This window comes from Ancylobacter aquaticus (assembly GCF_004339465.1).
Lineage (GTDB): Bacteria > Pseudomonadota > Alphaproteobacteria > Rhizobiales > Xanthobacteraceae > Ancylobacter > Ancylobacter aquaticus.
Genome location: NZ_SMFY01000002.1, coordinates 708,136 through 722,853, shown reverse-complemented (window position 1 = coordinate 722,853; position 14,718 = coordinate 708,136). Strand labels below are relative to the sequence as shown.

Here is a 14,718-nt window from a genome sequence, read left to right as displayed (position 1 = left end):
TATCAGAGATGACCGTTCAGGGCGTTACCCTTGCCATTGGCAAGAAGGGCATCGAGTTCTTCTCTCAATCTCTGGTCAGCGGCGCGGCCGTCAAGAAGTTGCAGAATCTGACCCCGCCATCCAACACAATCAACATACCGGATTTCATGGATGTGGGATTCGGCTATATGAGCTCCTACTCCAACTTCAAGATCCAGCTGTCCAATGGCAGGCTGAACGGGTTTAATCCGTCCTATTCGTCGGTCGCGCAGGGCAGCGGCGGCACGCCGGCGGGCAACCAGTTCCAGCTGATCCTGAGCGCGGGGGGCTTCTCGGCAACCTTCGACTGGCGGGAGACCTACGAGAAATATACCTGTTTCAATTCCGGCGACATGGTGCCGCCTTCCTGCAATACGACGTACCCGGACAAGAGCTTCAGCTACAATCCGGGCTTCGGTGGCATGACGGTCACCGTGCCGACGGAATTCGTCTACAACGCGACCACCAACACCTACAGCTTCAATGTGACGGCGGCGACTGGCGCGGCAAGCGGGCCGGTCGCCAACATTCCCGGAGGGAGCGCGGTCAACGGACAGACCAGCGCGGGCTGCTTCTCGACCAAGGTGAGCGATGCCACCGCGTCGGCGATCTCCAATATCGACTTCAAGACGCCGATCAGCCAGATTCTCTCGGGCGTGCTGAAGTCCATCGACGGCAATACGGATCTGGGCAACGGGATCAAGTTCAACTACGCGCTGGGGCCGGGCGGTCTTGGCTTTCCGAACGCAAGGGGAGTGACGGTCGGGACCACCGGCGTCGCGTCCTACGGCAGCGAGATCTATGCCGGAGACAAACCTCCGGTCCTGCCGATCCCCGCAGTGCCAGCGGACAGCGACGATCACTTCATGAACATCTACGTCTCGGATTGGTCGATAAACGGCTTGTCCTGGGCGTATTTCAAGGCCGGCCTGCTGAACCTGACGCTGACGCCGTCGGATTTGCCCAATCCCTCTGCCCTGAAGGCTGCGACCTACGCCGCTTATGAGCCGGCGTTCAAACAGTATGGGAATGTCGCGCTCACCGCCCTGATCTCACCCCTCGACGCGCCCGTGACGACATTTCAGCAGGTCTGGCTGTTCACCACCGCAGCCATGACACTCCTGCAATCGCAGCTGCCGGCGTCGGTCTACCAAATGCTCATGGCGTTCTCGGGAAACGCCTATGCCAGCCTGTCGACGCTTGAATCGGCAATGACGGATACGCAGATCCCGCCGCAATATTTTGCGACGATCGAGAACGCGGTCAGCCAGAAGGGCAAAGTGACCAACCAGACGATGGAGCTGCAGATTCTGGTCGAGAACGGGGCGACGCCCCGTCCGAACCTCGTCTTCGATCTCCAGCGCACGGACATCATGACCGATCTGTCGCTGGGCACGACCGCCACCAACGCCCAATCGATGATGTTCAGCTTCGCCAATGCCAGCAACCAGGTGACGTTCAAGTCGACCACCATCCCCGGATTCTCCAAGAAGAATTTCGGCGACTTCGTCTGGCCGGTGGTGGGCGAGAGTTCCTATGCCACCGCCATGCAGGGAATGGGACAGCGCGGCGTGGCCATTCCAATCGCCCAGGGGTTCTCGTTCCTCCTGACCCATTCGACGCTAAGCGTCCAGGAGGGCTACATCTCGATCGCGACACAGCTTGAGTTCAAGCCGGCTCAGCTGCCCATGGCCGTGCGCGGGCTGGTTCACACGCTGGTCCATAAAAGGGATGATGAGACCGGCCTGATGCGCGTTTACGCCATCGCGGCGGAGTGAACGCCGTTGGCTGGGGACTTTGCCGGCAAGTTCACCTTTGCATCGTCGGGCATGGGCGCTGTGGTCTATCTCGCCCCGCAGCTCATACGCATCTCCGGCTCGAAAACGATCGAGCTGCCGTGCATGGGCCTTGCAAGCCCGGGAGCTACGGCACTTGCCACGCTCTATCAGTCCGGGGCGAGCAGCGACTTTCTGATCCAGCTGGCGAACGGGCGGTGGCTGAGCTTCGACGCCTCGAACGAACTCAACTGGATCGTCTTTGCCGATGATCGCGCGCAGGCGTCGCCATTTCGGCGAACCGCCAGCGGCGCTGGAAAGGAAAGCTGGGGCCTGTTCGACGGCGCGCAATGGAGGGCCGTGTACTACGCCACCAACGCCGCCGCCCCGCTTCTGACGCTCAACCCTTCGGAGACGAGCGGCAACATCTTCGCCCCGACGACCATCACCCCGTCCCTTGCCGACCTCCGGGTGGCCGCTGCGCGCAAGGCTGATCTCGCGGGTGTCGACTTCACCGGCGCGGACCTCACCGGGATCGACTTCACGGGTGCCGATCTGTCAGGCGCGATCCTGGACGGGACCGTGGCACAGCGGGCCGATTTTTCGGGCGCGCGGATGGCCGGCCTGCGGCTGGGATCGGCGAAAGCGGACGACGCCATTTTCGACGGGGCCGATATGACGGGCGCGGATCTCAGCGGTTCCGCCTGGGGCCGCCCGAAATCCGCCCGCAACCTTGTGCTCGTCAAGGCGATCGTCACCGGCGCGACGCTGGGATCGTCCTCCGCTTCGCTTGATATGCGCGGCGCCAATTTCACCGGGGCGGAACTGACCAAGGCCATGCTCGACGGTCTCGATCTCACCGGAGGCACTTTGGCCGACGCCATCATGACCGAGGCGTCGCTGCAAAAGGCCGTGCTCGACGGCGCCGCCCTCGACCGGGCGACGATCACCCGGTGCCGGCTAAACAAGGCGAGCCTGCGAGGCACGCGCGCGCACGGCACCAATTTCATCGGCGCCGACCTGTCGGGAGCCGATCTGGCGAAGGCGGCCTTCGGATCGCGATCCTATCTTTTCGCGCTCGCGACGAGCTTCGCCGGCGATCTCGACCACAAGGCCTTCCCCACGCCCGCCCTGATCGCGGCCTTCCAGTCCTCGGGTGCCACGCTGGACGGCAGCGCACCCGTATTTGCGCTGATGCCGGGTTTCAAATGGCGCCTCGACGACGAGCGGAACGGGCCGTTCATGCTCACGCTGCTCGCCGGCAGGATTGAGGTGTTCAGGGAGACGGCGCTGCCGCCCGCCTGCCTGTCCGGAATACTCGCCTTCGGGACCAAGGCCAGCGGTGCCGGGCTGTCCGGCGCCGATCTCAGCTTTGCGCGGTGGTATGGCGACGGCGCCACCCTCGACCATGCCGATCTGGAGAATGCCGCCCTGTCGAACGGGTTCTTCGTCGGCACCGATTTCACCCAGGCATTCCTGTCGGGTGCCGATTTCAGCAATTCGGTCCTGTGCCAAGCGAAGATGGCCGGCGTGCTGGTCACCGCCGGCGCGGGAGGCGGCATGACCCGCTTTGCCGGGGCGGCCGTGGCCGGGGTCAATTTCTCGCAGGCGACGCTTTTGTCGGCGCAGTTCTACCGCGCCATGGTGGCGACCGGGAAGGGGGTCCCGATCCTGATCCTGCCGGGCGACCAGAAGCCTAAGCTCGCGGCGGGGGACCTCTCGGGCGCCGCGCCGCTCTTCGCCGCTGCGGGCTACCCGTTCGGGGCCCGGGCGAGCGTCTCTACTGTGGATTTCTGGCAGATCGACAATGCGGCGGTGACGGACCCGACGGCACCGCGCGCCTATCGCGTCGAGACGGCCGCTACGACCTTTCTCGTATTCGATGCGAAGTCAGGCGTGTTCCTGTTTCAGCTGGCGAAGACGAGCGCGACGGATCTCAAGAAACCCACTGCCAGCGCAGCGCTGGTTGCCGCGTTCAGGGGCAATGGCTACGCGCTGGCAGGTCAGGCGCCGATTGCGGGCGACGCCTATTTTTCCATCCTGCCGGCATCGTCTTCCTATGGCGGGCCCTACGGCTTTTCGCGGATCGCGGTCTTTGAAGACGATGCCGGGCTCAGCGCCCATGGAACGGATCTGCTCCTGCTGCGCGACTGGACTATTCTTCCGCAAGGCGCCGCCTTTACGGGAAGCATCGGTTTCACCGATGCGCTCGGCGATTCCGTCATCGGGCCTTCCGGGTCGCGCTATGCCTTGGTGCGGGACGGCAGGATGCCGGAGTTCCAGTTTCTGGCCGCGAGACGCGCCGGCTAAAGGGCATTCCGGGACCGGGCCTGCGGCCGATCCCGGAAGAGTCTTACGTTGGCGATGTCGCCTCCCAGGCGTCAGTCGACCAGCTCGATTTTGTGCTCGTAATGTCCAGCATCGCGGCGCGTCGTGGTCATCTGCCCGCGCTTGCCGATGAACCGGCCTGTGCCGCCAACGATGGCGCGTACCTGCGGGGCATCCACCACCATTTCGCCGGCGCCCACGGCGTAGGTGGAGCGGCCCGCGATCACCAGCGTGTCGGTGCCGCCGAAATCGAGAACGATGTCGGCGAGGCGGTCGAAGAATTTGTCGCCGGAACCGTCGGGCACATCCACCGTGGTGATGAGGCCGCTCATCGTGCCTTTCTTGCCGTCAGGGGCGGTGAAGCCCGCCTCGAAGGCGAGCATGTCGCCATGCGATGCCCCCTCCTTGCCGAGGTCGATATGGACCAGTTCCGGCTTGTCCTGGACGATGCTGAAAGTCTCGCCGGCCTGTGCGGCGGCGGTGGTGAGCAGAAGCGCGGAGAGAAGGCCTGCCAGAGGGGAGAGAATGTTCATGAGGCACGTCCTTTTGGGCGCTGATGCCCGTCCGGAAGCACGATAGCTTCCCATATCGCGGTACCAATCGAGTGGTGCCGCCGTCAAAGGCTATTTTTGACCGCATGTCGTTGTCGGCTCTTGCGTCCGGGTGCCCCGCCGATTCTTGAGGCGCGCTCACTCCGGGCAGGCGGCGCCTGTGTCGACCCAGGCCTGTGCGAGGGCCTTCGCTTCCTTCTGGGTGCCCGGCACCGGGGTGCGCCCGGGGCCCGGTGCCCACCCCCAGCCGACGAGGCCGTCATCGCCGATATGGTGGACGAGGTCGGCCAGCGAGCGGTCGCCATTGGTCTTACGGTCCTTGATCTGGGCGCAGAGCTGGGCGAGCGTCCGGCCCTCGAACGCCATTTCGCGCGGCGCCAGGAACCAGGGGTCATGTCCCGGCATGCGCGCGGGATCGTAATTGGTCGCCTGATGGCAGACGGTGCAGCGCAGGCTGGCGAGGCCCATTCCATCCTCGCCCCGAAACACCGGGGGCTGGTGTGGGCGCTGCGCGTCGCCCTGCAGCGGTCGGTCGCCGACAGGGTGGCAATTGACGCAGCGCGGGCTGGTCAGCACGCGGCCAAGCTCGGTGAACAGCGCCGCCGAGCGCTTGGCCTCGTCGGTGATACCGGCAAAGCTGGCCGGCGGCGCCAGCGCGTCCGCGGCCGCGCCGGAGACCGGGGCGGGCGCCAGCAGCGCCATCCCCATTCCGAGGGCAAGCGCCGCCACGCCAGTGACGGCGATCAGGCTTGGGAAGCGCAGGAGGTTGCTCATCGCCGTTCCCCGTCACCGTAGATAGCGGGCGGGGTCGGCGAGCACGACGTCGCGGACCGCCCCATGGTAGCGCACATAGCCCGAGCACCGGCACAGATGCCCGTCCAGCGATTCGAGAATCGCCTGTTCGAGCCCGGCGCGCGGGATCGGCGTGGCTTGGAGCCCTTCCAGAAAAACCTGCGCTTCATTCAGGAACCCGGCGGTGCAATAGCCGCACTGGAACGCATAATGGGCGACGAATGCCTTTTGCAGCGCGGTGAGCTTGCCCTCTTTGGCGTGCCCCTCCACCGTGCGGATCTGCGTGCCGTTGAAGCTGATTGCCGGCGTGACGCAGGTGGGCCGGGTGGCGCTGGTGCCGTCGTCATCGTCGACGATGACGACGCAGCTCAGGCACTGGGCGGCGCCGCAGGCGAACTTGGTGCCGGTCATCCCCAGCACCTCGCGCAGGAAATCGTTCATCGACAGGTCGTCGCGAACCTCGATCGGCCCGTGCGGCGTCCCGTTGATGGTGAGCGAAAGCGCGGTCATGAGATCACCTTGCGCAGCATGGCTGATGTCACCGGCAGCGACTGGAAGCGGTGGCCGGTGGCGTCGAAGATGGCGTTGAGCAGCGCCGGCACGACGGGGATCATCACCACCTCCGCCATGCCCTTGGGAGGCTCCTTAGGCGACACAGGGGGCAGCACCTCGATCTCAAGCGCGTGCAGCGGCAGGTCGGAGGCACGGGCGATCACATAGTCGCCGAGGTTCCACTGGCCGTTGCCGGGGCCGTCCTCGAAGGGCGGCAGGTTTTCCAGCAATGCGTAGCCGACACCCATGGCGAAGCCGCCCTGCGCCTGCCCCTGCACCAGTTCCGGTACAAGCACTTCGCCGCACTCAAACACGCTATAGGCCTGCGCGATGCGAATTTCCCCGCCGGGCACGTTGATTTCCACCCGCACCGCCGTCCCGCAGGAAGAGGTGAAGGCCGTGCCGATGCGGTTATAGTCCGTGGGCGGGAAGAACACGAAGCTCCGGTCCAGCACCTCGAACGGCCCGTCGCCCTGCCGCACCGCCAGCGCGTCGATTTCGGCCGCCCAGTCCAACCCGCCGAGCGGGAAGGCCGCCTGCGCCCATGCCCAGCGCGAAAAGGCGTGCGCCATCGCTCCGGTAATTCCCTTGCGGGCGTGGGCCTCGGCGGCGATGGCGGTCTGCGCGAGAGGTGGAAGGCCGGACATGATGAGGAACCCGTCCTGCCAGAACGCCTCCTCCCACAGGAATTCGCGGGGATCGCCGGCTTTGATGCCCCAGAGGTCGAGCGCGGCGGGCCAGAGGCCGAAGCGGAAGAGGACCCGTGCCGCCTGCGCCGCCGCCTGCGTGCCGACATGGGCGCCGATAGAGGCGCTGGTGGCCGAGCTGATGGCCGGCACCCAGCGCGGGTTCTTTGCCGCCGCGTCCTGCGTCGCCTGCGTCATCGAATAGGGATCGCCCGAAGTGACGAGGCCGAGCTCCTGGAAGGTGTCGATGCGGGCAACGGTCACGGCGTCGGCGGTTTGGCCCAGGATCGCCGCCACGCGCCGGGCGATCGCGGTGCCGATGCCATTGCCCATCTCCACCGAGTCGGCATGGAGGGTCACGTGGCCCTGCGCGTCGATCTCCACACGGCCCAGCGAGCAGTCGGCGCCGGTGCCGTAATCCTTCGTGCAGCAGGCGAGCCCGGTGCCGACGAGTACGCCGGCGGGGGCCGCCGCTTTCCGGGCCGCACGGTCGCGCCAGATCGGGTGGGCATCCAGCTTGTCGAGAATCTCCGGCGTGCGGACCGACACCGTCCACGGATTGCCGGTCATGGTGCGCCCGCCGGCAGTGAGCAGGTTGCGCCGACGCAGATCGACCGGGTCGATCTTCAGCGCGGTGGCGGCCTCGTCGATCAGCGTCTCGATGGCGGTCATGGTCTGCAGCGTGCCGTAGCCGCGCATCGAGCCGGCGGTGACGCCGCGCGTGTGCTCGGCCACCGTGGTTACGTCGACCTTCGGGATGCTGTAGATGCCGGTGGCCGCGGTGGCGCCAACGGTGGCGACGCTCGGCGAATAATTGGCGAGACCGCCGCCGTCGAGAACGTGGTCGGCGGCAAAGGCGCTGATCAGCCCGGTGGCGCGGTCGATGCCGATCTGCGAGCGCATGTGGAAGGCGTGGCGCTTTATGCCGCCTTGGAACTGCTGGTAGCGGTCATGCGCCAGCCGGATCGGCCGGCCGGGCAGGAACAGCGCGGCGAGGCCGGCATAGAGCGGGAAGGGCGTGTGGTCGCGGCCGCCGAAGCCACCGCCGAGCGAGGCAAAGTCGAGGTCCAGCCGCTTCGGCCGTACCGTGGCGGGCGCCTCCGCCAGCATGTAGTCGAGCGCCTCGGCCGCCTCGAAGGGCGACTGCACGCCGAGCACGAGGTGCAGCGCGCCGGCGCCTTCCTCATACCAGCCAAGGCCACATTCCGGTTCCAGGAACATCGGGTCGACGGACTGGGTCTGGAAATCGCGCTTGAGCACCAGAAGGTCGGAACTTTCCGCCGCCAGCAGGGCGCGAATTTCCTCGCCATAGGTCGCACCGCGCGCATAGTCGCCGCCTTCCGCTGTCGGCAGCGGGCGCCAAATCGGCCGGCCGCTATCCTCGGTGAAGCCGGGGCTGATCCAGCCCTGCTGGAGCGGGGAATAGACATCCGGCGCGCCCGGCGTCGGGCCGGCGATGCGCGTGAACCGCAGCGCGGCGTAGTTCGGGCCGGTGCGCGGGCCGGTCTCGGCGCCGAAGCGCAGCAATGCGCGGTTGTCGCGAAAGGCGATGCGTGCCCGGTCATAGGCATCGAAGCTCTCGAATAGCAGCAGCGCCACCGGCTGGCCGAGATAGAGCGGCGTCTGGCCGACCGGGCAGAACAGGTCGCCGGCGTAGAAGGGCGGGGCGCGCAAGGCGGCGGCCGCGACATCAGTGGCGCCCACCACCTTCGTCGGCCGCGCCTGCGGGGGCAGTGCGTCGAGGTTCAGCCCCTCATAGACATGGCTGGCATCCGGCGTTCGCACCAGCAGCGCGTGCGCGGTGGTGGCCGGCCAGCCCTCCATGTCGGCGGCACGGAAATCGGACGCATAGAGCTTGGCGCCTGTGACCTTGGCGACGCCGTCGATGCGGGCGCGGCCGATCAGCGGCGCGTTGGCGGGGCCCGGCAGGGTCTGGCTCGCCTCGAAGGGCAGGGCGCCAGCCGGGGACAGGCGGGCGAGCGCGAGTGTGAGGCCGCTGGCGGCTACCCAGCGGACGAATTCACGACGTGTTGGCTGCATCGCCTATGGCCCCCGCCACTCGCCGAACCGGCGGCCAAAGCTAGAACACTTCCGAAGAAAGAGCCACCGGAGCGCGATCCGTTGCGATGGAATGAATCCCCGCTATTGAACGCTCTTTAACTCTTTGTAAAAGAACGAATTATCCGGCTTGAGTGCCATCCCGGCTGACCGGCGCGGGCTCTGAACCGCAGCCGGCCCCGCGCTGCTTGCCGGCAGGCGCGCTGCCGCGCAAATCCAACGCCAGCAAGGGCGGCGCGGGGATCGACTGACTTGCCGCGAACACATCAAAATACTTTAGAAATTGCTTGGGAATTTGTATTTGATGCCGCGCTCGTTTGTCTGGCGCCGTGCTACGGTAGCGTGCGGCAATGTAGTCGCGTGGGGTGGCAAGTTGGGCAATCTGGTTCGTGTCGTCGCTCCGGCGATGGTTTCCGCCTTTTTTCTTTGGCTTCCGGGCGCGGGGGCGACATTCGCCCAACCCGCGACCTACCAGCCCCCGGAATACCGGGAGCCTGTGGTGCTTTCCGGCGTCGATGGCGTGTTGGAAGTCACGCTGACCGCCCATCAGGGCGAAGCCAGGCTCGACACGTCGGCGGTGCCGGTGAAGAACACGCTGCTCTATGGCTATGAGCTGGTGCGCGGCAAGGCATCCAACGGCGTCAGCGCCAACCTGAACAATTATCCCGCGCCGACGCTGCAGGTCTTTCCCGGCGAAAAGCTCATCATCCATTACCAGAACGGGCTAGCCGGGCTGTCCATCCGCGACTTCTACGACCCGCTCTACACCCGCGAGGGCGAGGAGGTGCCGATCTATCCCCCGCAGCTCACCGTCTCGCCACTGAACCTGCACACGCACGGCCTGCACGTCAGCCCCAAGGCGAATTCCGACAATGTGCTGCTGCACATGCCACCGGGAACGGTGAATACCTATGTCTATGACGTGCCGCGAAACATGCCGCACGGCATGTACTGGTACCATCCCCATCTGCACACACTGACCTCTCCCCATGTCTATCTCGGCCTCGCCGGCCTGCTGGCGATCGGCCGGCCGGACGGCAATCTGCCTGTCGTGACGCAAAAATCCATTCCGGTGCGCAGCATGGCGCTCCAGTACAATTTCGTGTTCGACCGCACGGGAGCGGAGCCGGGCTTCGGCAATCCCAACTGGCCCCAATTCGTCAGCACGCGGGCGGTGCCGAAAGAAGGCGAACTGGCCGCCGGCACCTATCGCCCCATTCTGGCGCCGGTGGATTTCGCGGCGTCGCCAAAGGGCTCGCGCTTCGCCACCGTGTGGTATGCCGGCCCGCTGTCGATCCACAACATGCGCGGCCGCTTCCAGTTCATCCCCAACAACCTGCAGAGATTTACCGCTTCTGCGGGACCTGAGGGCAACGTGCCGGCCAATCCGGCGCTGCCGGACCATCTGCGCGACATCCAGTTCACGGTGAACGGCCAGTTCCAGCCGGTGCTGCGCGGCAAGCCGGGCCAGACCGAGATCTGGGTTCTCGCGAACATCAGCGAGATGGCCTATATGACCGTGCGCCTCACCGAGACCGCCACGGGGCGCCATCCGAAGATCGCCATCGTGGGCCAGGACGGCAATCCCAGCCCCGCCGTTCGCACTCCCGTGGAAGGGGACGGCACCCGCCTCGTCATCCCCCCGGCCTCGCGCTTCGCCATTGCCGTGACACTGCCGACCGAGGGCGAACTGGTGCTCGACATGCCCGCGCGGGGCGGCGGCGCCCGGACGGAGAACGCGCCGGGCATCCTCTACACCAGCAACGGCACGGAAAACCCGCCCGCCGTGCTGGGCGCGCTCAGCGTGGAGCCCGCCGCCGTGAGCTATTATGACGGGTTCTTCTTCTTCCCCACGCAGAAGCTCATGAGCGCTGTGGTGGAAGGCGAGAAGGGCGAGAGCACGCCCTTCCCCGAGGGCCAGTCGCTTGGCGCCTTCACCTCCTTCGACGACCTGTCCAAGGTGACGCCGGACGTCACCCGCAACATCCTCATCAATGGCGGCTTCCTCAACAACCTCGCCAGCAAGGCGGACCCCAAGGCGTTCATCTACGCCTTCGACAGCGGGGCGTTCCCGAATGTGCCGCTGATGCAGCCGAGGCTGGATTCGGTGGAGGAATGGGTCTTCCGCAACGAGAACAATGACGAGCACCCCATCCATGTGCACGTCAACGACTTCCAGATCATCTCGGTGTCCGATCCCACCATCGGCCTCAAGGTCGGGGCGGTGCAGCAGGGCATCGACAATGCCAATGTGCCGGCCCCCAATCTCGGCCCCGAGGAGTCGGTGATCGAGGCAGGCGAACTCACCATCCGCACCCGCTTCGAGGATTATGCCGGCCTGTTCGTGATGCACTGCCACCGGCTCAACCATGAGGACAACGGCCTGATGGCGCTGGTCAACGTCATCCCGGCGATCTCTTCCTATGCCGTGGCGGTGCCCGGTGCGCCGGGCCGCGCCGCCACCGTGCGGGTGATGGACGGTGACAGGCTGCTGGCGACGGTGACGCCCTTTCCGGGTTATGAGGGCACGCCGAGTGTCGCCATCGGCGATGTCGACGACGATGGCATCTACGATCTCGTTGTCGGCGCCGGCCCGGGCCATGCGCCCGAGGTGGCGGTGTTTTCCGGGGCGGCCCGGCAGGGCGGCGGCGTCTTCGCCACCGAGCTTGCGCGCTTTCTCGCATTCGATGCCGCCGCTACGGGCGGTGTAAGCGTCGCGGCGGCGCAGGTCGACGGGCTGGGCACTGGCGACAACGTCATCGCCGGCTCCGGCCCGGGCGTGTCGAGCGAAATCCGGGTGTTCGTCTCGAAGCTGCCGGCCGTGGGAACGGCGCCGGAGCTGTTCGCGACGTTCAACCCCTTCTATGGCGAGCGCAACGGCGTCACCCTTGCCACCGGATTCGTCGATTTCACCACCGGCCGCCAGAGCATCGTGGCCGCGCCCGGTGCCGGCTCGCCGGCGACCGTCAAGGTGTTCGTGTTCCCGGGGCTCCGGGCGATGGAGGGCGAGATCGGCAGCCACGCGCATCGCAGCAAGGGCCCGCCGCGCCCGGTGCTGTCGGCGTCGTTCACGCCCTTCGGGCCGGACTATCGCGGCGGCGTGTCGCTCGCCACCGGCTGGCTGGCCGGCGTGCTTGGCGGTGCAGAGCGCATCGTCATCGGCCAGCAGGACGGTGCCGAAGTGGCGGTGTACTCCGCCGGCTCGGCGCTCGATGGCGGCCCGCCCATGTATCTGCAAAGCGCCGCGGCCCACCAGAAGGCCGACTTCACCGAGATGGCGCGCTTCACCCCGTTCGGCGCGCAGGCGCGTGGGGTGAGCGTGGCGACATCGAGCACCACCACGGGCGCCGATCTTCTGGTCGCAACCGTGCCCGGCGGGGGCGCCGCCACGGTGCGCCGTTTCGCCATGGAGCGGGCCGGGGAGGGCGCGACCACGCTCGCCGCCTCACCGCTTGGCGAGGCAAGGGTGGAGAGCGCCGGGGCCGTGGTTCTCGGCGGCGACTGAGGTTCGCTCAAGGCACGATGAGGCCGGTGGCGAGACCATAGGTGCAGGCAGCGCCACCGATAAGCGTGACCAGGAATATGCCGAGTTCGACGGGCTTGAACATCACCGCCCCCTGCTCACGCCGGGCCCAGACATAGAAGGCGGTGCCGGGCGCGAACAGCACTGTCGCCAGCAGCATGTATTCAAGGCCGGCGGCGACAAACATGAACAGCGTGTAGACCACCGCGATCCAGGCGAAGATCTGGTCGCGGGTGCGCTCATGCGGCGCCGCCTCATAGCCGACCCCGCTGCGCGCCAGCATCACCGCATAGCCGGCGACCAGAAGATAGGGCAGCAGCGAGGTGACGCTCGCCATGTCGAGCATGACGTTGAAGGCATCGCGTGACCAGTAGGTCGAGATCACGAACAGCGACACCACGATATTGGTCAGCCAAAGCGCGTTGGCGGGCACGCGGTGAGTGTTCTGTGCCGCGAACATCCGGGGCATATCCTTGGATTGGGCAGCGGCGAAAAGGACCTCGGCGCAGATCAGCGTCCATGCGAGATAGGCCCCGAGCACCGATACGAGCACGCCGACCGAGATGAACACCGCCCCCAATGCCCCACCACCAATTCGAGCGCGCCGGCCAGCGAGGGATTGGCCACGCCGGCAATCGCCGCGCGCGGTGCGGTGGCATAGGGCAGCAGCGTCACGGCCACCATCAGTCCGGTGACGGCGACGAAGCCGAGAATGGTTGCCGAGCCGACATCCGAGCGTTTCCGAGCGTAGCGCGAATAGACGCTTGCGCCCTCGATGCCGAGGAACACGAAGACGGTGATGAGCATGGTGTCGCGCACCTGCGCCAGCAGCGACTTCTCCGGCATCTCGACGCCGCCGAAAAAGTTCTCCGAGAACTGCTCACCATTGAAGAACAGCATCAGGATGATGACGGCCACGATCAGCGGCACGATCTTGGCGATGGTGACGATGGTGTTGATCAGCGTCGCTCGTTCCACACCCCGCAGGATGACGAAGTGGAACGACCAGATCCCGACCAGCGAGACGAGAATCGTCATCGCGCTGGCGTTGTCGCCGAAGAACTGCGGGAAGAAGCGACTGAGCGTAGAACCGATCAGCAGCCAGTAGAACACGCTGCCGAGGCAGGTTCCGAGCCAATAGCCGAAGGCCGAGAGGAAGCCCATGTAATTGCCGAAGCCGGCCTTGGCATAGGCGAACACGCCGGCGTCGATATCCGGCCGCTTTTCCGCCAGCGCCTGGAACACCCGCGCCAGCATGTACATGCCGGTGCCGGCGATGGTCCAGGCGATGATGGCGCCGAACGGCCCCGTCGCGGTGGCAAAGCGGCCGGGCAGGTTGAAGATGCCGGCCCCGACCATTGAGCCGACCACCATGCCGGTGAGCGAGAGCAGTGATAGTGAGCCGGCGGACCTTTCGGCCATGATGGCCCTCCTGCGCTGCGCGATAGCCGGCGCCTGGCGCGGGCGGGAAAGGTAGAGCTGAATTCTTCCGTAACGGATGCTACCCGCACTGGCCGATACTTAATTGAATACCCAAGGCTGCCGCCAGTATTGGCTGGCGCCTTTTCCATGGACAAGTATCGCTAACGCTACGTGCGGTCACGGGTTTTTGCATCAGGAGAATGCACGCCCTGCACAAGCCAAAAGGTGACACCGGCGCGGTCCGGTCGTTCAGGCGATGCTCTCGCCGCCGTCGACCACGAGCGCCTGGCCGGTCATGAAGGAGGAGCGGTCGGAGACGAGGAACAGGATCGCCTGCGCGATTTCCTCTGCGCTCGCCCAGCGCCCCATCGGGATCTTCTCGCGCACATAGGCCTCGATGGCGGCGCGCCCGCCCATCTGGGCGATGAACGGCTCGTTGAACGGCGTGTCGACCCAGCCCGGGCACAGCGCGTTCACCCGCACATTGTGGCGGGCATAGTCGACGGCCATCTGCCGGGCCATGGCGATGACGGCGTGCTTGGAGGTGGTGTAGGCAATCATCTCGCGGTCGTAGAACACGCCGGAGTTGGAAGCGGTGATGAGGATCACGCCGCCGCCCTGTTCGATCATCGCCGGCATTGCGAGGCGCGCCGCGAGATAGGACGCGCGCACATTGATCCGCCAAGAACGGTCCATACCCTCCGGCTCGACCTCGGTCAGCGGCCCGCCAACCTGGATGCCGGCGTGGCTATGCAGGATATCGAGCCGGCCATGGCGCGCCAGCGTGCCGGAAATCAGCGCCTCGATCTGCGCGTCGACATCCACGTCCGTCGCCACCGCTTCGCCCCGCCCGCCGGCAGCGCGGATCGCTTCGGCGGTGGCTTCGCCGGCGGCGCGGTCGCGGTCGGCGACGATGACGAGCGCCCCCTCGGCGGCCATGGCGAGGGCCCCCGCGCGCCCTATCCCTGAGCCTGCGCCGGTGACGATGGCGACCTTGTCCTGCAAAATCATGA

Annotated in this window: 8 protein-coding genes and 1 pseudogene; 3 read left to right on the top strand and 6 right to left on the bottom strand. The window is 66.3% G+C overall.

Annotation, left to right across the window (positions count from 1 at the left end):
* Window positions 1–8: 8 nt before the first annotated feature.
* Window positions 9–1,796 (top strand): LBP/BPI/CETP family protein, encoded by a 1,788-nt coding sequence (locus tag EV667_RS12925; RefSeq protein ID WP_131835736.1) that lies wholly within the window; start codon window positions 9–11, stop codon window positions 1,794–1,796.
* Between the two features lie 6 nt (window positions 1,797–1,802).
* Window positions 1,803–4,103 carry a pentapeptide repeat-containing protein gene (locus EV667_RS12920; RefSeq protein ID WP_131835735.1) on the top strand — a complete coding sequence of 767 codons (2,301 nt, stop codon included), beginning with the start codon at window positions 1,803–1,805 and terminating at the stop codon, window positions 4,101–4,103.
* Window positions 4,104–4,174: 71 nt separating this feature from the next.
* Here the strand turns inward: EV667_RS12920 and EV667_RS12915 are convergent, their stop codons facing one another.
* The 4 genes from EV667_RS12915 to EV667_RS12900 all read right to left on the bottom strand — a co-directional run bounded on the left by EV667_RS12915 (window position 4,175) and on the right by EV667_RS12900 (window position 8,742).
* Complete coding sequence (locus EV667_RS12915) at window positions 4,175–4,654, bottom strand: hypothetical protein (RefSeq protein ID WP_131835734.1); 480 nt, start codon at window positions 4,652–4,654, stop codon at window positions 4,175–4,177.
* A 156-nt stretch (window positions 4,655–4,810) separates the two neighbouring features.
* A complete protein-coding gene (locus EV667_RS12910; protein WP_131835733.1) occupies window positions 4,811–5,446 on the bottom strand; it encodes an Isoquinoline 1-oxidoreductase subunit in 636 nt (211 codons plus the stop codon).
* A 12-nt stretch (window positions 5,447–5,458) separates the two neighbouring features.
* A complete protein-coding gene (locus EV667_RS12905; RefSeq protein ID WP_131835732.1) occupies window positions 5,459–5,974 on the bottom strand; it encodes a (2Fe-2S)-binding protein in 516 nt (171 codons plus the stop codon).
* Window positions 5,971–8,742 (bottom strand): xanthine dehydrogenase family protein molybdopterin-binding subunit, encoded by a 2,772-nt coding sequence (locus EV667_RS12900; protein WP_131835731.1) that lies wholly within the window; start codon window positions 8,740–8,742, stop codon window positions 5,971–5,973. The genes EV667_RS12905 and EV667_RS12900 overlap by 4 nt, the downstream gene beginning before the upstream one ends.
* Before the next feature lie 322 nt (window positions 8,743–9,064).
* Here EV667_RS12900 and EV667_RS12895 point away from each other — a divergent pair, with 322 nt between their 5' ends.
* On the top strand, window positions 9,065–12,265 hold the full coding sequence (locus EV667_RS12895) for a multicopper oxidase family protein (protein ID WP_245516133.1): 3,201 nt from the start codon (window positions 9,065–9,067) through the stop codon (window positions 12,263–12,265).
* A gap of 7 nt (window positions 12,266–12,272) precedes the next feature.
* On the opposite strand, the pseudogene EV667_RS12890 reads toward EV667_RS12895, so the two are convergent.
* A pseudogene (locus tag EV667_RS12890) lies at window positions 12,273–13,642 on the bottom strand (basic amino acid/polyamine antiporter).
* 312 nt (window positions 13,643–13,954) lie between these two features.
* Window positions 13,955–14,716: an SDR family NAD(P)-dependent oxidoreductase gene (locus tag EV667_RS12885; protein ID WP_131835730.1), complete on the bottom strand. Its 762-nt coding sequence runs from the start codon at window positions 14,714–14,716 to the stop codon at window positions 13,955–13,957.
* Window positions 14,717–14,718 lie beyond the last annotated feature (2 nt).